The organism is Rickettsia canadensis str. McKiel (assembly GCF_000014345.1).
Classification (GTDB): Bacteria; Pseudomonadota; Alphaproteobacteria; order Rickettsiales; family Rickettsiaceae; genus Rickettsia; species Rickettsia canadensis.
The window spans coordinates 322,327-343,618 of sequence record NC_009879.1 but is presented as its reverse complement, the minus strand read 5'-3'; the positions used below and the strand labels follow the sequence as shown (position 1 = coordinate 343,618).

Genomic DNA, 21,292 nt, shown 5'->3' with positions numbered 1-21,292 from the left:
ACAATAATTCAATTATTCCCCCTGGGCTAAACTATAACCTGCCACCCCGTCAAACTCAAATAGATTCTCTACTTTAATAAAAGTAATATTTGCTTTGCTTAAAGCTTCAAGCAATCTTGTTATATCTAGATACTTTATTTCCGTACCGTCTTTATTCATAAAACGACAACACCAATGATCAGCAACAGTTTCAAATCTTGCATCACGAGGCCATAACTTTAACCCTTTTGAAGATATAGTTTTTAACTCAAAATTACCAATATCAAGCTTATTAATTTTATCTGCTATATCATGAGCAGACAAAACATTCATATTTACAAATATATCGGTGCCAACCAGCTTCTTAACTTCTTTGGTATCAATTTTATAATCTATATTACTTTCTTGTTTCTTGGCAATTAACGGATAATCTGCTTTAGATAGCTCCACTGGTAACTGTCCTAATCTTTTAACTACTGCTTCAACAAATTCTTTTGTACCGACTTTTTTACTAGAAGTCTGGTCATTATATATATCAGCTGTGTGAATGCCATCCTCTATAGTTTTCTTCCAAGCATTTTCGATTAAACTAGCAACATCACACTGCCCTATATGCACTAGCATCATTATAGCAGCATTTAAAAGCCCTGAAGGATTAGCGATATCCTGACCTGCAATATCGGGAGCACTTCCATGTACCGCCTCAAACATCGCATAATGCTGTCCGACATTTGCAGAACCAGCAAGCCCTACCGAACCTGAAATTTCAGCAGCTACATCAGAGATAATATCACCGTATAAATTAGAAGTCACAATTACGTCAAACATTTCCGGTTTGGTAGCAAGCCTTGCCACCCCGATATCGATAATATAATGCTCATTATTAATTTGCAAATATTCTTTTGCAATTTCATTAAATACTTTATGAAAAATCCCATCAGAAAACTTCATGATATTATCTTTACTTAAGCAAGTAACTTTTTTACGGTTATTTTTTACTGCATATTCAAAAGCATATCTAATAATTTTTTCACAACCGGTATGGCTAATTAACTTTACCGATTCATACATGTTATGAGTCTGGCGGTATTCTATACCTGCATATAAATCTTCTTCATTTTCACGTATAATAGTGAGGTTCAAATTTGGATGTAATGTTCTAGTAAAAGGATAAAAGGAAACAGAAGGACGAATATTAGCAAAAAGCTGTAATGTTTTACGAATCGTGACATTTAAACTTTTATATCCTCCGCCTTGCGGGGTAGTAATCGGGGCTTTAAGTATAACGCCGGTACGTTGTATTGATGCCCAGCTTTCCTCACTTATGCCTGAAGTATAATGCTTCTTGTAAAGCTTTTCACCTATTTCTATAGTCTCAAGTCGAATACGAGCTTCGGCTTCACGTAATATATAAAGCACTGCCTCCATTATTTCAGGACCTATACCGTCCCCATATGCAATTGTAATCGGTGTAAATTCTGCCATATTAAATACGCTCATTAAAATAATAGCATTGTTGTGCGACTCCTATGTCATTGCCGCTTTCGCGGGAATGACATCCTAAACGTTTGTACACTACTGGGTCAAGCAACTAGGTAACACCGAACGCATTTCTGAGCCAGACAACAACATCATTAATAGTTAATTGTTACTTCTTTTAACCTCTCATTCAACATAAAAGTCACTTCGGAAGTTATATTCAAATTATTTTTGGCATATAAGACTTGAGCACTTGGAATTACCAAATTAAGGTTATATTTCTCGGCAAGTTCACTAATTATTGTAATAGTTGTTCCATGAACTCTACTCATAGCTTCAGCGTGGGCTTGTTCAAGTTTTGTTTTCTTAATCTGAATTTCTTTTCTAACGTGGCTAACTTTTGCATTAAATTCGTTTACTTTATGTTCAAATTCAGTTTCACTTAAATTAGAACGTTCATTTAGCAATTGCTCTTCTAACGGTTTAAATTCTGCTTCTTTTGCAGCAATATCCTCTTGAATTTTATGATTAAGCTTTTCGATTTTATTACGCAAATCTTTTATAGCTATCGAACCTTCCAATATAGATTGGACATCAGCAACAGCTACTCTAACTTTGAAATTATCTTCTTTAATCGGCACATTTTGTGCTTCCGTAATCATTGAGAAATTTATTATGAATATACATAAACATAATATTCGATATATCATTGATAATCCTTTTAGATTAAACTATGTCGTCGCTAGGATTGTCATGCCGTGGTTTGACCACGGGATCCAGTTAAAATTTTGTTTCTAGATGCCGTGGTCAAACCACGGCATGACACCAAGGCCATGTAATAATGTAATATAAGAATAAATAACATCAAGTAATTTGTCTATAATTTAAAACTGCACTATTATACCTAACGTTAGCACATTCCTACACCCATTGTGGTATATTCGCCATCCGAATCATAACCACTAGAAAAAGGTTCAAACGGAATAGTGTTTATTTCTTCCTGGCTAAAACAGATACTGTTTTTATCATATATTTCAGTAGCAGGATCTTCTAGCTCAACATAAATTTCGTGTTTTTCATTAAAGTCATACAAAAAATTACAAGCTTCCTGAATATAGTCCTTGTCGTCTTTCTTAACCCAAACCGCTTGGATTTTATAGTTTGTTTGCAGCATCGGTATGTTTTACAGCATCATATATAAAAAATACATTTGCTTATTCGTTATTTCAGTATTGTTCATCACTACTCTAATATATTTTTTACCATTTGTTCACCTAATAACTGTTCTAATACATATTTTACAGCATCATGATAAGCATTAAATGATGCTATAGCTATATTATAACGTATAATAATATAATATTTAAAAGATGTCATTGTTCCAACCTAAAATTATCATTATCTAGAAATCTCTCAATTAGCTCTATAAAGAATTTTTTCTCAAGCCTATCCATCTCTTTAGCACATTCATCATATGAGCTAAAAAAGCAATGTTGTATATTTCACTCTACTAAGCCTAATACCAGCTGCCCAATATAATGGATGAAAATGCTCATTAATTAAAGTTTAAAAATTCTTAGTAATTTTTATTACTGCAGCTAAATCAGTTTCTTTTTCAAGAACTTTATTCCAATTTTTAGTATTTTAGTATATAATACGGAAAACTATTGTAAACTTGTGAGAATTTTAAAGATGCAATCTATTCGTAATATAGCGATTATTGCCCACGTTGATCATGGAAAAACTACGCTTGTAGATAACATGCTTAAACAAAGCGGTACTTTTAGAGCTAACCAGGCGGTTGCTGAACGTGCTATGGACTCTAACGATCTTGAGCGTGAACGCGGTATTACTATACTTGCCAAATGCACTGCTCTTATGTGGAACGATATACGTATTAATATCGTTGATACACCTGGACATGCTGATTTTGGCGGTGAAGTAGAGCGTATACTTAGTATGGTTGACGGTGTTGTATTACTCGTTGATGCTTCAGAAGGACCAATGCCGCAAACAAAATTTGTATTATCTAAAGCTTTAAATCTCAGCTTAAAACCTATCGTTGTTATTAATAAAATTGATAGAGACGATCAAAGAATTAAAGAAGTTATTGATGATGTATTTGAGCTATTTGTAGCACTTGAAGCAAATAACGATCAGCTTGATTTTCCTATAGTTTATGCATCAGGTAGAGCAGGAAGAGCTGCTTTAACATTTGATGATAAAATTAATCCTTTAGATAATTTAGCAGATGATTTATCGCCGCTTTTTGATCTCATAGTAACACATGTACCTACACCCGTAGCTGACGATAAAGCACCGTTTTCTATGCTTGTCACTACTAGAGAATACAATTCTTTCTTTGGTAGAGTTTTAACAGGACGTGTGCAAAGCGGTACTGTTAAAATTAACCAAAACGTTAAAGTATTAAATCGTGAGAATAAGGTACTTGAAAACGGACGAATTACTAAAATATTAGCATTCAGAGGTTTAGAGAGAATCGCTATAGATGAGGCTACAGCTGGTGATATTATTGCTATGGCAGGTCTTGAAAACGCCAATGTTGCCGATACTATCTGCTCTCCCGAAGTAACACAGGCCATACCATCTCTACCGATCGATCCCCCGACTCTATCCATAACCTTTAGCGTTAACGATTCACCGCTTGCAGGAAGTGAGGGAACAAAAGTGACATCAAGTCTAATAGGTAATAGATTAATGCGTGAGCTTGAGAGTAATGTTGCACTAAAAGTTACTGAAGCTGCCGAGAAAAATACTTTTCAAGTTGCAGGACGCGGTGAGTTACAATTAGGTATATTAATCGAAACTATGCGTCGTGAAGGGTTTGAGCTATCTATCAGTAGACCTGAAGTATTATTTCAAACCGATGAGAACGGCAATAAGCAAGAACCGATGGAAGAAATTCAGGTTGACGTTGATGACGATTATGTCGGGGTGGTCGTAAAATCTTTAGCACTTAGAAAAGCTGAAATGACTGATATGAGACCATCAGGCGGAGGTAAAACCCGTGTTACGTTCATCGGACCGTCTAGAGGGTTAATCGGTTACCATAGTCAGTTTTTAACTGAAACTCGTGGCACAGGTATTATAAACCGTATTTTTCACGGATATGCCGATTATAAAGGAAATATCGAGGGGAGACGTAACGGTGTTCTTATCTCAAACAGTGACGGGGAGGCAGTCGCATATGCTCTATGGAATCTAGAAGCAAGGGGAAAAATGTTTATAAAACCTAGTGATAAAGTATATAGAGGTATGATTATCGGGGAACATAATCGTGATAATGATTTAGAGGTAAACCCGCTAAAAGCAAAGCAACTAAGCAATGTTAGAGCAGCAGGTAAAGACGAAGCCATAAGGCTAACTCCGCCAATGCTTTTAACTTTAGAACAGGCAATTAGCTATATACAAGATGATGAAAGAGTGGAGGTAACTCCAAAATCTATTCGCCTACGTAAAGCTCTACTTGACCCTAACGACCGTAAAAGAGCTGTAAAGTAAAAGGTCGCTCCTAGCTAAAAGCAACCCCTTGTTGCAGTGATCCTGATGTCATTCCCGCGTAGGCGGGAATCCAATACAACCTATAAAAAACTTGTTTTTTAGGTTTATTTTATCAATTAATATGCAATTTTGTACCTGTACTAAGGTTATTTTCGTGGGAATAACATTATAGCCATGCAATAACAACGTTAGCTAAGAATAACACAAATACAATGGTAAAACCTAAACACTATAATAACAAACTTTCTTAACGGCTTCTATTATATCACTCTCGCTAGGCAGAGCTAATTTTTCTAAATTAACGGCATAAGGAAGAGGGACATCTTTGCCGCTGACAATCTCTATCGGAGCATCTAAATAATCAAATGCTTCTTTCATAACTATAGAGGCTATACTTGCTCCAACACCTGCAAAAAACCAACCTTCTTCTACTACAACCAAACGGTTAGTTTTTTTCACTGATTCTATTATTGTCTGAGTATCAAGAGGCTTAATAGTACGCAGATCAATAACCTCACAGTCAATATTATTATCATTCTGTAAAACATTTGCAGCATCTAGGGCAAGTTTTACTTGAATTGAAAAAGTGACTATAGTGACACTATTACCCTCTATTAAAGTTTTTGCTTTACCGAAAGGAATAGGCTCAATTGTTTCTTCCGGTACATCAAAACTATGACCATATAAAATCTCGTTTTCCAAAAAAATAATTGGATTATCATCTCTAATAGCTGTAATCATAAGTCCTTTATGATCTTCTGCATTATAAGGAGCTACTACTTTTAACCCTGGAATATGGGAATAACAAGCTGTATAATTTTGGCTATGCTGTGCTGCTACTCTACTTGCTGCCCCGTTTGGTCCTCTAAATACTATTGGACATTTTACCTGCCCACCTGACATATAATGAGTTTTTGCAGCTGAATTAACTATATGATCCATAGCTTGCATAGCAAAGTTAAAGGTCATAAACTCCACGATTGGACGAAGTCCTGCAAGAGCTGCTCCAACTGCAAGTCCTGCAAAACCATACTCCGTTATTGGCGTATCAATTACTCTTTTAGGACCAAATTGCTCAAGCAATCCTTGAGTTACCTTATAAGCTCCTTGATATTCTGCAACTTCCTCACCCATGATAAAAACTTTATCGTCTCGTATCATCTCTTCTTGCATCGCATCACGCAATGCTTCACGTACCGTTATTTGCATTTTTCTTCTTATTTAAGTTAAATGTGCGATGTCATTGCCGCGAAAGCGTGAATCCAGTAATCTCAAATGGTCATCCCACGATTTGTGAGCTAGGTCCAGTCTTTTTTTATTTTTGCTAGATACCGTAGTCAAACCATGGTATGAAAAATATTCGTATATAACTCACCTTCATCAGGCAACGGCGAATTTTCTGAAAACTCTACTGCTTCTTTTAAAATTTCTTTTACCGACTGCTCTATTTCCTTTAAATCCGCTTCGGTTGCATATTTATCGTCGAGTATCGTTTTTCTTATTATTACTAACGGATCACGCTTTTTATATTGCTCAACTTCTTCTTTGCTGCGATATTTTGCCGGATCAGACATTGAATGCCCACGATAACGATAAGTCTTTACTTCTAATATCAGCGGCTGACTAGTCTCCCTAACATATTCTGCAGCTTGTTTAGTACCATCATACATTTCTTCAAAATTCATACCGTCTAGCTGAAATCCTTTAATCCCAAATGATTCCCCTTTCTTATATAAATCACGCATAAAGGTTGAGCGGACAACGGAAGTGCCCATTGAATATTCGTTATTTTCAATAATATAAACTACTGCTAAACCCCATAAAGCAGCCATATTAAAGGCTTCATATACCTGACCTTGATTAACGGCACCGTCACCTAAAAAAGTAAAACAAATATTATTAGTACCATTATATTTTTCAGCAAAAGCAAGCCCTGTACCTATCGGCACTTGAGCACCTACTATACCGTGTCCACCATAAAATTTGTTCGGTACATCAAATAAATGCATAGAACCGCCCTTGCCTTTTGAGCAGCCTGTAGCTCGCCCCATAAGCTCGGCTAGAACATACTTAGGCTCAGTTCCCGCTAAAATAACATGAGCATGATCACGATAGCTAGTAATAGTACTATCACCTTTTTTTTTAACTATATCTACTGCAGAAATTACTGCTTCCTGACCTATATATAAATGACAAAAACCACCTATTTCTCCCATTCCATATAACTGACTACATTTTTCTTCAAAACGCCGCAGTAGGATCATATTTTTAAAGCTTTTTATATATTCTTCCTTTATCGGCTTATATTTTCCTAACTTAATATCCACTAATTACTCCTTAATATTTTTAGTCTTATGTCATTCTATAACTTAATCACGGGATCTAGTCTTTTTCTTATTGGATCCTGTTACAAGCTCGTGGCATGACACCATCAAAATTAAAATTCACAAAATATGGCACATGATCTGACGGCGGTACCCAATCACGTGCTTCTGATAGTAAATTTATAGAAAATAATGCATCTTTTAAATTATTACTCACCCAAATATGATCAAGTCTTCTGCCTCTGTTAGATTTTTTCCAATCTATATTTCTGTAACTCCACCAAGTATAGAACTTTTCGTCAAGTGATATGAAATGCCTGCTACTGTCGATAAAACCTAACGAGTTTTGTAACCCTACCAATAATGAGCGCTCAATATCGGTATGACTGATAACATTTCGCAATTGCCTACTAGACCATACATCATGCTCATGCGGAGCGATATTGAGATCACCGACAATGATAATTTTATCATTTTTAGTACGGTTAACGGTTAACCATTCCTGCATTAACCTTACATATTCCAGCTTATGCTTAAATTTTAAGTTTATCTCTATATCAGGTATATCACCACCGGCAGGAACATAAAAATTATGTACTTCTATATCATTAACAGTAGCTGCTATATGCCTTTTATCACTATTATATAATTCCAAAGAAAAAACATTATTCAAAGGAAATTTAGAAATAATAGCAACACCGTTATATGATTTTTGTCCTGAATATATTATATGTTCATAGCCTATATTTTTAATAACTTCAAGAGGGAATAATGAATCAGCAACCTTTGTTTCTTGAAGCAAGATAATATCCGGCTTATGTTCATGCGCTAATTTTCTTAATAAATCAATCCGTAGACGCAATGAATTAATATTCCAAGTAACTATCTTCATTTAATTTTTTATAGCTGCCCCTATTATTGCATCTCTGAAATAAATTATTCCAAGCTGATTTAAAGGATTTTTCATGTCAATTTTATCTTTTTCTGCTTCAGGAATTTTAATCATAGTATTACTAAGTATAGCAAAGTAAAGATTATTAGGCAAAACATATCCTACTTCACTTTGTATTCCAAGTGCCTTTCCCGTATAATGAATCATTAAATGCTTAGAATCAAGATCGGTAAGAAAAATACCGTAACCCATATAAGATTTACGCCCGTCTATATCTTTTGCTAAAAAATATTTAGTAGTCATAAGTTTATATGACTTCTTAGAAAGAATTTTCCCATCATTTAATGCCCTGTACCATTTAACTAGATCATTTGGTGTCGATATTATTCCCCCATCTGCATAAGGAACAGCTAAAAAATCAGCTGTTACAGGAGTAAATATAGGCTTATTACTATTATTGGGTGTTAAAAAATATCTTACCGGATAATTAGAACTAATAACATTCTTTTGGATTCTAGCGGCTTCACTATATGAAGCAAAACTAGTAGATTTCATATTAAGAGGTTTAAAAAATTCATCATAAAAAAAGTTACCTAAATCTTTTTTAGCTACTTTTTCGATAATCATACCAAGTATAACAAAATTAGTATTACTATATTTAAATTTTTTTCCTATAGATATTTCTAAAGGCTTAGAAGAAACAAATTGTAATATTTTCTTGTGAATTTCTTTCTTAGACATATTAAAATCAAGTTTAACAAAACTAAAATATTCGGCAATACCGCTACTATGCGTTAATAAATTATGAATAGATATTTTATATGCCCAATCCGGCACTTTTCCACCCCACATTTCCGGATCAAGATATTTATAGATTTTATCGTTAATATTTAATAATTCCTGTTCTTGTAATTTTAAGATTCCTGCCGCTGTAAAAGGCTTTGTAGCAGAAGCAATAGGCATCATTTCATTTGCTTTTAATTGCTCACCATTTAAAGCAAAGATTCCTTTAGCACCGGTTAATAAAGGTTTATAATCATCAGCAAACATAAAAACGGCATTTAAAAATCTATTACTTAGATATTCTTTTTCTGCCTCATTGATTCTTTGCTGTATATCTGCAAAACAATTAATGCAATTATTAATTAAAAAAAGTAATAATAAAAGATATCTACGAATCATAACTTCAACACTCCACAAACTTATCAGTAGACGTCTTACATAACGAAGTTAATACAGAGGAATTTGAAGAAGAAACGGAACGCAGAAAACCACAGCGTACAAAAAAAGTACGTGAGGATTCGAGTGTACCAATCATTGTCCAAATGACCTTTAGAAGCAAGTTATGTAAGACGCCTAGTAAAATAAAACGGTAGTTTTGCTTCTAAATTAATCTCTGTACCAAAAACCTTTTCAGATAAACATATATGATTAGCATGCAAGAACATATATTGACTATACGGCATAATTTCTTTATTGCCATACTTATCATCTCCAAGTATCGGGCAACCTAATAATTTAGCGTGCAACCTTAATTGATGCATTTTACCTGTAATCGGAGTAAATTCAATTAAAAATAAGTTATTATCAAGTGATTTAAGTAATTTATAATAAGTAATGGCAAGTTTACCATTTTCACTATCAATATCAGTAATTTTACGTGTACTTCCCTTACTCTTTTCTATATTACTTCTAACTTCGCCTACATTTTTAATTGGCTTCCCATAGGTTACGGCAAAATATGTTTTTACAACCAATTTATCTTTAAAAGCATCATGAAACTTTATACTACTTAAATAATTTTTGGCTATTAAGAGCAAACCGCTTGTTTCTTTATCTAACCTATGTACTAGTTTAAAATCAGCACCTTTATAATTCAAATATTTTAATGCAGAGTCAATAGATAAATTGATTTTACTACCACCTTGAGTAGCAAGCCCTGCAGGTTTATTTATAGCTATTAAATTATCATCTTCATATATCAAATAATCGGTGGTAATTTTCTTTGCTAGCTTAATTTCGGCATCGGTAAAAACTAATTTTTCGGGTTGTTTAACAGGTAAATTAAACTTATCACTAATAAAAATTTTATCACCGTCTATTACTCTTAAACTAGCTTCTGCTTTCCGAGCATTAACGATAATTTGTTTTTGACGTAATGCTTTCTCTATTACTCCTTGAGTTAATAACGGATATAGACGTTTTAAATATTTATCTAATCTAGAAGAAATAGGAGTATTAACATCGATGATCATTTAGAAGTTTTTATTAAAAAATAGCACCAAATTATTACTGATAAAAGCACTATTGCAAAAAATTGATGAGTAGAGGCAATGATTATAGGTACAGAATATAAAAGAGTAATTATTCCGGTAGATATCTGCATTAATAATGCAATAATTAGAAAATATGCTATTTTATTTAATTTCGGATGCTCTATTTTTAATAAGTAAGTTGCTAAAGCCATAACAACCAAAAATACGCTATAACCGCCTAAACGATGTATGCATTGTATAAAAACCGGATCATACCAATTTTTAAGATCAAAGAAATTATCTTTTATCGCCGTTGGAATAAAATTATCACCCATTAGCGGGAAACTATTATATATCAGCCCTGCATCAAGCCCTGCAACTAAAGCACCTAAAAAAATTTGCAGGTATATTACAGTAATAGCAACACTAGAAAATCGTAACGGTAATTTTAAATCTGTTTGTGACAGGATTAACAAAATATCACAACGATTTTTTATTAATTGATAAAAAAGTATGTGATAAATAATTACGGCGATAATTAAATGAAAAGCAAGCCGTAAATGACTCACAGAAGGGTTATTCAATAAACCGCTTTTAACCATATACCACCCCATAAAACCTTGTACATACAATAACAACAAAGCAATGATATAAGGTGCAATATCACGATTTTTTATAATGCCTTTAAAATAAAAATATATTAAAGGTACAATATATATTAAAGCTGTAATTCTACCAAGTAACCGATGTATAAACTCTAACAGATAAATAAATTTAAACTGTGATAAAGTCATTCTGTAATTAACGTAATTATATTCGGGAAAAGCTTTATATTTAGCAAACTCCACTTGCCAAGCTTCAAAGCTCAAAGGTGGTAAAATACCTGTTATCGGACGCCACTCTACTATAGATAAACCAGAACCTGTAAGTCTTGTTATACCTCCTATAACAATCATCGCTATGACCATTATACAACTGATAGACAACCATTTTGTAATTAAACTTTGCTGCACTTTTATTTAAAGTTTATGTTTTTGTTTTTTTATATTTAATTCTCGCGGAGGCAAGAATCCAGTAAAATATATAAAAAACTTGTTTTTATATACTTATTTTTCAAATATGTAATTTTTGAATTAAGGTTATTTTCCGCCTCTGCGGGAATTACATAAAGAACATTTACCGAGTCATATACAATACCTTAACAATTAAAGCTGTAAAATCAAGAGTCTGCGTTCTTTGCCGTATCCGTGGCGGTATTAGCAGCACCTTTCTTATTGGATTTTTTATTACGATATCTACGCTTTAATGTTTTTGTTGCTGGCACTTCTGCTGTTACTACATCATTTTCTATAATTTGTGACTCTTCATTTACAACCTCTACATTTTGTGTAGATTGTTCCACTTCTTGCTTGGTCTCTAGTTTTTTATTCTTTTCTTCAACTGAAACGTTATTATTAACTGTCTTCCATTTATGTTTATTCTTGCGTAATTGTTCTTTTTGAGGTTCGTCTTCAGTATAATCGGCACTATGATTTTGGATCACCGGCTTAACAGAATTAACATTATTGTTATTTTTCTTCAATAATTTTACCTTTTCAATCGAATAACTATCTGATGTAGCATTAGGATCAGAATAAAAATTAAGCTTTATATTATATTTTTCTTCAATAAATTTTATCTCGGCACGTTTATTATTAAGTAAATAAATAACTGAAGCGATATTGGTAAAAACATTTATTACATCAATTCTTTCTTCAAAAATTTCGTTCTCTATAGTGCGTAAAATTAACATAGCATTAGCATCATTAGCTCTAATGACTCCTTTACCATTACAATGAGAACAAATTGACGAATTAGTTTCTAAGAAAGAAGAACGCAATCTCTGTCGTGAAAATTCAAGTAATCCAAACTGACTAATATTACCTGTTTGTATACGAGCGCGATCACGACTTAAAAATTCTTTAAAGGATCGCTCAATAATTTTCCGATTCTTTGCTTCGCTCATGTCTATAAAATCAACAACTATCAAACCTGATAGATCTCTAAGCTTTACTTGCTTTGCTACTGCTTTAGCTGCTTCTAAATTAGTTTTTAGTGCTGTTTCTTCAATATTTTTCTCAGAAGTTGATTTACCGGAATTTACGTCAATTGAAATTAGAGCCTCCGTAGGATTAATAACAATATATCCTCCTGAAGGTAATGTTACGACAGGCTGATATAATTTAACTAATTGTTCTTCTACTTGAAACTGAGTAAATATAGGAGTTTTATTTTTATGTGCTTTAAGTTTTGAAAGCTCTGAAGGTAATAAATCCTGCATAAATTTTGCAGCATCATCATAAGCTTCCTGTCCTTGAATAACTACTTCTTTAACATTGTGATCACACATATCACGTATGGTTTTACGTATTATACTATCTTCTTCATGAATAAAACACGGAGCCGGGAATTTAATAGTACTTTTACGAATTTTATTCCATAATCTTACTAAATAATTATAGTCTTTTTTCAAATCTAAGGAGCTACTTCCTCTACCTGCGGTTCTAACAATGACACTGTAACTATTTCCACTTACTATTTTATTTAAAATATCTTTCAGTCTTTTTCTTTCTTCTACATTTGATATTTTACGCGATATACCATTTTGCGAACCTTTATTAGGCATTAAAACACAATATTTACCAGCCAAGGATATGTAAGTAGTAAAAGCGGCACACTTATTTCCTCGTTCTTCTTTAGTAACTTGCACCAATAATATTTGGTTTTTTCTTATTACTTCTTGAACTTTATATTGTTTATATTGTGGAATATTGGAATCGATGCCGCTTTGAATAATTTCAATATCATCAGCCCCTTCTAAATTAAGTTCTGACTGCAATTTACTCTCTACTAAATCTTCTATGGTTTTTAGGTCAATTTCTTCACTATCAACTAAAGAATCATATATAGCAATCGGTTTCTCTTGATCATCTTCAACCGTAATATTTGCAAGAGCTATTTCAGGAAAAGCATTAACCGGAAAATTTCTCTCCGAGGCAGGCAAATTGTAATAGTTAGGATGAATTTCACTAAATGGTAAAAAACCACTTTTATCCATGCCGTACTCTATAAAAACAGCTTGTAGCGACGGTTCTATTCTTGTGACTTGTGCTAAATAAATATTACCTTTATTTTGTTGTCTTACAGTTGTTTGAAACTCAATATCTTCTATATTGTTGCTTTGTCCTAATAAAACTACTCTTGTTTCAGTTGGAAAATTAGCATCAATTATAATTTTTTTATTCATTTATCTTGCTCACGAACTTGAAGAACAAATAATTAATATAATGCTTGTATCTTAAGAAAAAGCATTGCTTATCTTGTAATTTAAATAGATAATTTATCTATAAAGAGCAAAAATGAAATTCTAGATAAACTGCAAATAACACCTCTTTAAAATACCAAAAAATATATTATTATTTTTCTTACATTAAAATATTTTCATAATTTAATTCATTAATTTTTTTAAAATTAAACAATAATTATATACAAATTATAAATAAGACTACCATACTTGATTAAAAGCTGTTAATCTAATAACTATCCATATATACTTAAATATATATACTTAAATAATGGAATTACGAATCTCTTTAATTTTTTAAGATAATAATCTTAATCATTTAATTATGAGTTATATACCATGTATTTATGTTTAGCAAATACTTAATTTATGACTTTTAAAAACGATTATAAAACTATTTTTTTCTCACTTTTGGGAATATTTATTTTTTCCTGTATCAATGCCATAAATTTTTATAATTTTCAAAATTTTTTACTGATAAATAAAAATCTAGGTGGAGAACAAATAAATCATATAAATCAAACTAAATTTATAGGCTCGATAATCGCAGGCTTTGCCTTAACACAGTTAATTAATAAGTTAAGCAATACAAAAATTATTTTAATTAGCTTATCTTTATTAATTATTTGTACAATAAATTTAATTTTATTGAATAATTATACCCTAATTAAAATTAATTTTATTTTAATTAATTTTGGAATATTTTCATATTTCACTTCTATAACATTACACATTATTGAAAGTGTTAAAGGAAAGAAATATTTTTTTTTAGCTTGTATAATATTGTTATGGGCAGGTGGAAATTTAATGGTGGATTTATTAAATCCATTTATAAAACCAACAAATAATACTATAGTAATGTGTGCGTTATTATACTGCATCAATATTCTAACCGAATTTCTGCATTATAATCCTACATCTCATAAATTAAATTTAAATTCACAATTCTCATCCTTAATAAAAAATGTTGAACTACAATTATTGACAGGCTTCGTAGTTGCTTATGTCACCTTGGATATATTATGGTATTATGAAGCGTTTGCATTAAAGAAAAAATTAGCATTAATTAATTTAAGACTTATACTAAAATATATTTTCCTATTAATAGGTTTGTCTATAATTCCTATATGCTACATATTAAGCAAAGTAAATAAATATTTGGCTAATTTATCACTAACTATAATTTTACTCATCTGCTTTATTTTACTACCACTTCATGGCACTAATAAAAAACTTAATATATTATATATAATACTAATCGGTAATTGTTTAGGGGCGATTTTTATTTGCAATATTTTAATACTAATTGATAAATTTAGAGATTACGAACTCAGAACAGCCTTGTTTTCATATTTTTCAATGTGTAGCATCGGTATATATGCTGGAGCTTTATCATCTCATGTACCTTACGGCACTATTAACGGTAGTGATTTCTTATTTTCCGTTTTTGCCGTAGTCGGTAGTTTTGTAGCTTATCATTTTTGGTATTTTATTAAGTATAAATTATATAGATTTTAAATTTAGCTCAATGTCATACTTTAGCTTGACCACGGGTATCTTAGAAAGAAATTTAAAAAGACTGGATCTAGCTCACAAGTCGCAGTATGACAAGTGTTATCTAAGTATTTATGTAATATTTTGTAACATAATATAACTTGTATAATTTGGCATTAAATATTAATATTTAATATATATTTTTACAATGTATAAATGCAGCAAAGTACATTATTAAAACCGGTTAGTTGTTATGGGATCGGAGTTCACTCAGGAAAACGTACTCAGTTAACTATAGAACCTGCTAAAGAAAATACAGGCATTATATTCATTAGAACCGACATATCTTCTGAAAATAATTATATTGAGGCTAGCTATCTCAATGTTTCCGGTACGTTGTTATCTACCACTATAAGTAATGATCATAAAGTTCAAATTTCAACAATTGAACATTTAATGGCAGCACTTTGGGGATGCGAAATCGATAATGCAATTATTAAAATTGACGGTCCTGAAGTGCCCATTATGGATGGCAGTAGTAAACTTTTTGTGTTTATGATTGAATGTGCAGGTAAAAAATTACAAAATGCTCCTAGAAAATATCTAAAAATTTTAAAAGATATAAAAGTAATTCATAAAGATTGTGAATTATATTGTACTCCTTCCAATCACATGACTGTAGATTTAACCATTGATTTTAACAGTAAAGCTATAGGCAAACAAAATCTCAGTTTTTCAAATCAAGAATCTTTTACTAAAAATATTGCAGATGCTCGAACTTTCGGCTTTATAAAAGATGTTCATGATTTGCAAAGCAAAGGACTTGCCCTAGGTGCTTCATTTGAAAATGCTATAGCAATAAATGAAGAGGACAAAATTCTAAACCCAAATGGCTTGCGTTATGAAGATGAATTTGTTCGGCATAAACTATTAGATTTATTCGGTGATTTATATACCAGCGGCACTAACGTTGTAAGTTCAATTAAAGGCTACAAAACCAGCCATGCTCTTAATAATGAATTATTGCATAAAATATTTTGCGATACTACCTCTTACAAATTTGTTACTGCAAGCGAATTATAATGAATTCAGTTGAATCATTTAATTTTATATTATTAAATTTCGCTTTCTTTTCTGCATCCTTTTTGACTTTTCACTTTTCATCCTTTTTATTTTAGCATTATTTATCCATAGCTTTAGTTAAAGAAGTATTATATCCTTCGGCTTTACTAGGGTTTTCATAAAATGGATTCATTACATTTTTAATATCTTTAACATAACTCTCTTTTTTATTACCTATTGTTATTTTATTTTTAAAAAATCCTGCTAAAGCGTTTCTTTTTATTTCAAAATTAAAACTACCTCTTATTTCGTAATTTTTTTTGGTCTTTATTCATACTCCAATAATTCTTATCCGTTATTAATTTTTTTAAAACTAATGTTTGTAATACTTGACTCTTAGTATAATGCTATAATTGTTCTAAATATTTCATGTATAGGAGTATCTTGTGTTATATTCTGCATAAGGAAAGACCATTGATAATTAATGATGCGGTTGTAACTATGCCGTAACCCATATTTTTTAATATATCAAGCACATTACCGCTAGCACCTTTAATAATAGAGGCAGCCAAATTTGCTGCTCCACCTAAATGATTTCCAAATATTTGTCCTGTACTTTTCAATTTGTTTACATTTCACTGATACTTATCTTGAGTAGAATCCTTACCTGCCGTCTGTGCCGTATATAATTCATTTTTCAAAATATCTTTTAAGCTCGGTTCTAATGATAATATATAATTCTAAAAATTATTCTCTTTATGAAGTTTACGCAAACTATGCACTTTTAAAGTCTTGTTTATAGTGTGAATTGCTAAGCTAACACCTAAAACAATTAGCTAAAGCTATAATTATCGGTTATATAAGAGTGTAAAAAGTCTGAAAACGGCACTTGTTATAGAAATAGAAGCTGCGGAAACTGTATAACTTAAGCTATTACTTACTAAATAACATTTTACTGATTTTGCGTTGTCTAAAACTATTCTAATAAGATTTGGACTTATTCAACATTTTTCTAATACTTGATTTTTTTGAATCAGACATTTATTGTGCTCTCCAAAAAACAATATCTTTATAAAATTTTCTTTTATTTTTTATTTATTTAATTAACTTCTCTTACAACTTAAATTATAATATAAATGCTAAAATTCTAATAAAAAAACAAAATAAATGTCTGGAAAAGAATTAAATAAAATTGTTGCAGCCATCTTACTTGCTAGTTTAATTGCTATGATGGTTGGGTTTGTTGCAAATATATTATACAAACCAAACTTACAAGTTTTACATCGTGGTTATAGTGTTGCAGTTCATGAAAATTCAGTAGCCTCTACATCGGAAGCACCAGCAGCAGTAAATATAGCAGAATTGATGAAAACCGCTAATGCCGATAACGGTCGTGAAATAGCCAAAAAATGTTTAATGTGTCATTCTCTTGATAAAGATGGTCCAAATAAACTAGGACCACATCTTTGGGACGTAGCAGGTCGCCCTAAAGCAAGCATAGCAGACTATAAATATTCCTCTGCTCTATCAAAACTTGACGGCGTATGGGATGATGACAGTTTATTTGCTTTCTTACATAAACCAAGTAGCTATGCCCCAGGAACTAAAATGTCCTTTGCTGGTATCTCAAAACTGCAAGAAATAGCTGATATAATATTATTTTTAAAAACTTATGTTCATGATACATAATTATCTCACCGAAATATGGTTAATAATAGGCATAATTTGCGTAGTTATTGAATTTTTTACAGTTCCAAGCATCGGATTCTTATTTTTGGGACTTGGAGCATTATCAAACACTCTTGTGGTGTATAACTACGATATTAACTTACAAAATCAAATAATGATTTTTGGTATATTATCGCTTATTTGGTTTAGTATATTATACTTACCTCTTAAAAAATATGTATATAGTACAACTGCTAAAGCAGAAAATTATTCAGATATGGTAGGCAAAACTGTAGAAGTTCATAGCTCTACCATCTCTTCCCATACTATAGTACGGCAAGTAAAATGGTCGGGTGTGATTATGAATGCTTATCTTGCACCAAATGAAGAAGAAGCAAAAACAGGCGACCAACTTTTTATTATCAAGGTTAAAGGTAACATTTTAGTTTGTTCTAGACACAAACCTAATCATCACTAAATATCCTCATATTTTCCTATCTATTATTATTTCCTAATAAATAATTAGGAAATTAACCCTTTTCTTGTAAAAGAAAATTTTTGTTTATAATACAAAATAGAAGCGATAATAAGGTGTGAATTATTATTTAATTATCTATTTCAATAATTGAATTTATTCTTAAAAAGTTTAATAATTAATCAAGGGGGTAACAATATGAGAACAGTAATAATGCAAGGACTTAATGTGTCAACTATACTAATACTGAACAATTAGCAATGCTTTCAAGAATATAATACATTACTATCTAAATACTCTCCATGCTCCTATTGATTAATTATTTATAAATACTCATGGCCAAGAATATCTGCAGGAAAATCTACCTCCTTAATTCACTATAAACTTGTTTTCAAAAGAGGATGAATCTAATTTATCTGAAAGACTTCTCATAATGTACTTACAAAGATAGCAAAAAATACAGTTGGAGATATGCCTAGTATCCGTACATATACTTTCTGGTCATTCAGGAGCAGCTAACTTAAATCAGTTTGAAGGAGATATTGTACTTATACTAAATCTACTAATACGTATAGCTTCCTGATTTTACTATTATCTATTAGTTAACTGATAGTGTATATACTCTTGTATTTGATCATACACCTATAAAACAAATGAATTTAGATACTTTTTCCAAATTTGACAATATGATAATGTAATTAAATTTTATAAAGAGCTTCAACAGCAATACTCTGACAAATACAAAGAATTAATACCTAAATATGATTTTTCAGCAATAAAATCATATACTCCACAAAACTAAAAGAAGCTTTTAATTCCACTTTTAATTCCATATTAAATATAAATTATACTAACCTCACTGCTTTAAAAATAGAACATTTTTGAAATAGATAATTCATCTGCTTTTGGCATTTTAAGTGATGCTATTAAACAATACAACATAACTTTGGCATTGAATTCATACTCAATAACTATAAATGATCGTATTCAAGTAATTAATATGATGTTTGAGAGAATACAAGAAGTTGGTAGCATGAACTTTTATACAGCTGCCATGTCAAAAAATCCGGCTATATTTAAAATACTACTTAACAAAGTAAGAATATAGCTAATGCTATACATTTTGATATAGCTATTAAAACATGTAACACTAACATAGTACAAGAAACACTTGAGCAAATGGTAAAAACTAATGATTCATATTGGACTATAAAGACTATAGCTAAAATATTAACTGGAGAAGAAAAAGCCACTGATTCACATACAGTTATAACTATTAAAACAGGAAATCCGTATATAGTTAAAGCAGTAATAGAAAAAACCGTTATTACTTACAACAGGTTCAAAATTGCTCGCACTACTTCTACCCCAGAATGGCTTTTATGCAACTCTATTAGTAGCATGGATGAATAAATCTTTTACAGAGTAATTACTCAAAAAAAATGTTCCAAGTGTCAATTACTGATGCTTATTATACATTAAATTTAGAGGTAATATCGAAAATACTTAATAAGTCAAGTAATATTGAATAGAGATAAGGTTTTTAAAATCTTATCTTTTCAAACATTCTCCTTAAACCAATCAAAGGCTTTTTTAAAGAAACTGCTATTTTCATCAAATCTAATATGAGCAAATTCTTTTTGCTGTTTTAATGCATGAATCTTTAGCATACCTATAGTTGCCGCATATATAGCAGGGTTATTATCTTCTATAAAACCAGCAATAATCTCCGGTTTACCGATTCTACTCTGTTTTTCAAAAACTCTATTTGAAAGCTCTTTAAGTCCTCTAAGCTGAGACCCGCCGCCCGTAATTACAACTCTCAAAACTTCAACTTGTCCTTTTGTTGCTTTGTCATATTCTGCTTTTACCATTGATAATATTTCTTCAGCTCTTGCTCTTATTACCTCAGCCAATTGATAAAGTGTTACAGACGTATTTAAATTATGATGAGTATCAACTTGAAAATCATCCATATTGATAATACTATCTTTCTCAAATAAAGGTATAGTTGCATTACCGTATAAAATTTTTAATTTTTCTGCTGTAACAAAATCAATACCAAAAACTTTAGCAATATCTGAGCTAATATGAAAACCACCTACATTTATATGCCCCGTATATATTAATTTACCTGCAAAAAAAATACCAAAAGAAGTAGTTTTATCTCCCATATCGATGATAAGCGAACCTAGATTTTTTTCATCATTTGTAAGACAGCTAATAGCAGAAGCATAAATTGCAAGAGTAATATTTGTGACTTCAACATGACATTTAGCGAAGCATTGTACAATATTTGATAACATATTTGAACTAGCTGCAATAATATGTAATTCACAACTAAGTTCTCTACCGTACATACCTATAGGGTTTTCAACTGAATTATTATCAAGGGTAAACTCAAGAGGAAAATAATGAATAATTTCTTGGTGTTTAACTTTAAATTCAAGCAATGCTTTTTGTAATAATTTTTTAATATCTTGCTGTGTTACAGTTTGTCCGTTCACTTTCATTGTATAATTTATATAATAAGATTTAGTATCAGCACCTGATAACGATAATATAATTTTTTTGATATTTTTACCGCAATCTTTTTCAAGTGCGTAAATTGCCGAAACAATACTAGTTTCCGCATTTTTTAAATCTGATATAACTCCTGATTTTATACCTTTAGAATGATGCAAATTTTGGCTTGCTACTTTAATCTCACCTTTTTTACTAATATAGGCAGCAATTACGGCAATCTTACTACTACCGAAATCAAGTGTAACAAAATTTGATATTTTCTCTTTCATTTTT

General features: G+C 31.2%; 17 protein-coding genes and 2 pseudogenes. 6 read left to right on the top strand and 13 right to left on the bottom strand.

Annotated elements, in window-relative coordinates; genetic code table 11:
• Window positions 1-12: 12 nt before the first annotated feature.
• The 4 genes from A1E_RS01425 to A1E_RS07070 all read right to left on the bottom strand — a co-directional run bounded on the left by A1E_RS01425 (window position 13) and on the right by A1E_RS07070 (window position 2,835).
• The gene (locus A1E_RS01425; RefSeq protein WP_041405267.1) at window positions 13-1,464 is read right to left on the bottom strand and encodes an NADP-dependent isocitrate dehydrogenase; all 1,452 of its coding nucleotides are present in this window, start codon (window positions 1,462-1,464) and stop codon (window positions 13-15) included.
• A gap of 149 nt (window positions 1,465-1,613) precedes the next feature.
• Entirely contained in the window at window positions 1,614-2,168 is a 555-nt protein-coding gene (locus tag A1E_RS01420) for an OmpH family outer membrane protein (RefSeq protein WP_041405229.1), read from the bottom strand.
• A 200-nt stretch (window positions 2,169-2,368) separates the two neighbouring features.
• The gene (locus tag A1E_RS06450) at window positions 2,369-2,632 is read right to left on the bottom strand and encodes a hypothetical protein (RefSeq protein WP_012148448.1); all 264 of its coding nucleotides are present in this window, start codon (window positions 2,630-2,632) and stop codon (window positions 2,369-2,371) included.
• Window positions 2,633-2,700: 68 nt separating this feature from the next.
• Window positions 2,701-2,835 (bottom strand): hypothetical protein, encoded by a 135-nt coding sequence (locus tag A1E_RS07070; protein ID WP_012148447.1) that lies wholly within the window; start codon window positions 2,833-2,835, stop codon window positions 2,701-2,703.
• A 315-nt stretch (window positions 2,836-3,150) separates the two neighbouring features.
• Here A1E_RS07070 and typA point away from each other — a divergent pair, with 315 nt between their 5' ends.
• Window positions 3,151-4,980, top strand: coding sequence for a translational GTPase TypA (typA, locus tag A1E_RS01410; protein WP_014363712.1), 1,830 nt, complete (start codon window positions 3,151-3,153; stop codon window positions 4,978-4,980).
• 222 nt (window positions 4,981-5,202) lie between these two features.
• On the opposite strand, the gene A1E_RS01405 is transcribed toward typA, so the two are convergent.
• The 7 genes and pseudogenes from A1E_RS01405 to A1E_RS01375 all read right to left on the bottom strand — a co-directional run.
• Window positions 5,203-6,189: a pyruvate dehydrogenase complex E1 component subunit beta gene (locus A1E_RS01405; RefSeq protein ID WP_012148445.1), complete on the bottom strand. Its 987-nt coding sequence runs from the start codon at window positions 6,187-6,189 to the stop codon at window positions 5,203-5,205.
• Window positions 6,190-6,317: 128 nt separating this feature from the next.
• Window positions 6,318-7,307: a pyruvate dehydrogenase (acetyl-transferring) E1 component subunit alpha gene (gene pdhA, locus A1E_RS01400; RefSeq protein ID WP_012148444.1), complete on the bottom strand. Its 990-nt coding sequence runs from the start codon at window positions 7,305-7,307 to the stop codon at window positions 6,318-6,320.
• A 67-nt stretch (window positions 7,308-7,374) separates the two neighbouring features.
• Window positions 7,375-8,196: an exodeoxyribonuclease III gene (xth, locus tag A1E_RS01395; RefSeq protein WP_012148443.1), complete on the bottom strand. Its 822-nt coding sequence runs from the start codon at window positions 8,194-8,196 to the stop codon at window positions 7,375-7,377.
• Window positions 8,197-9,378, bottom strand: a complete 1,182-nt coding sequence (locus A1E_RS01390) for a serine hydrolase domain-containing protein (RefSeq protein WP_012148442.1) — start codon at window positions 9,376-9,378, stop codon at window positions 8,197-8,199.
• A gap of 161 nt (window positions 9,379-9,539) precedes the next feature.
• On the bottom strand, window positions 9,540-10,451 hold the full coding sequence (locus tag A1E_RS01385) for an RluA family pseudouridine synthase (RefSeq protein WP_012148441.1): 912 nt from the start codon (window positions 10,449-10,451) through the stop codon (window positions 9,540-9,542).
• On the bottom strand, window positions 10,448-11,464 hold the full coding sequence (locus tag A1E_RS01380) for a COX15/CtaA family protein (protein ID WP_041405228.1): 1,017 nt from the start codon (window positions 11,462-11,464) through the stop codon (window positions 10,448-10,450). The genes A1E_RS01385 and A1E_RS01380 overlap by 4 nt, the downstream gene beginning before the upstream one ends.
• A 376-nt stretch (window positions 11,465-11,840) precedes the next feature.
• Window positions 11,841-13,737, bottom strand: a pseudogene (locus A1E_RS01375) (Rne/Rng family ribonuclease); the annotation flags it as partial.
• A 426-nt stretch (window positions 13,738-14,163) separates the two neighbouring features.
• Between A1E_RS01375 and A1E_RS01370 the strand changes: the two are divergent.
• Together A1E_RS01370 and lpxC are read left to right on the top strand one after the other, a co-directional pair.
• On the top strand, window positions 14,164-15,312 hold the full coding sequence (locus A1E_RS01370) for a hypothetical protein (protein WP_012148438.1): 1,149 nt from the start codon (window positions 14,164-14,166) through the stop codon (window positions 15,310-15,312).
• Window positions 15,313-15,504: 192 nt separating this feature from the next.
• Entirely contained in the window at window positions 15,505-16,371 is an 867-nt protein-coding gene (gene lpxC, locus A1E_RS01365) for a UDP-3-O-acyl-N-acetylglucosamine deacetylase (RefSeq protein WP_012148437.1), read from the top strand.
• A 24-nt stretch (window positions 16,372-16,395) separates the two neighbouring features.
• Here lpxC and A1E_RS01360 read toward each other — a convergent pair.
• Window positions 16,396-17,391: pseudogene (locus tag A1E_RS01360) on the bottom strand (hypothetical protein).
• 126 nt (window positions 17,392-17,517) lie between these two features.
• On the opposite strand from A1E_RS01360, the gene A1E_RS01355 reads away from it, so the two are divergent.
• The 3 genes from A1E_RS01355 to A1E_RS01345 all read left to right on the top strand — a co-directional run bounded on the left by A1E_RS01355 (window position 17,518) and on the right by A1E_RS01345 (window position 19,906).
• Window positions 17,518-18,039 (top strand): c-type cytochrome, encoded by a 522-nt coding sequence (locus tag A1E_RS01355; protein ID WP_012148435.1) that lies wholly within the window; start codon window positions 17,518-17,520, stop codon window positions 18,037-18,039.
• Window positions 18,023-18,496 (top strand): NfeD family protein, encoded by a 474-nt coding sequence (locus tag A1E_RS01350; RefSeq protein WP_041405227.1) that lies wholly within the window; start codon window positions 18,023-18,025, stop codon window positions 18,494-18,496. Before A1E_RS01355 ends, A1E_RS01350 begins: the two co-directional genes overlap by 17 nt.
• A gap of 1,176 nt (window positions 18,497-19,672) precedes the next feature.
• On the top strand, window positions 19,673-19,906 hold the full coding sequence (locus A1E_RS01345; RefSeq protein ID WP_012148433.1) for a hypothetical protein: 234 nt from the start codon (window positions 19,673-19,675) through the stop codon (window positions 19,904-19,906).
• A gap of 146 nt (window positions 19,907-20,052) precedes the next feature.
• On the opposite strand, the gene ftsA is transcribed toward A1E_RS01345, so the two are convergent.
• Window positions 20,053-21,288, bottom strand: coding sequence for a cell division protein FtsA (gene ftsA, locus A1E_RS01340; RefSeq protein ID WP_012148432.1), 1,236 nt, complete (start codon window positions 21,286-21,288; stop codon window positions 20,053-20,055).
• Window positions 21,289-21,292 lie beyond the last annotated feature (4 nt).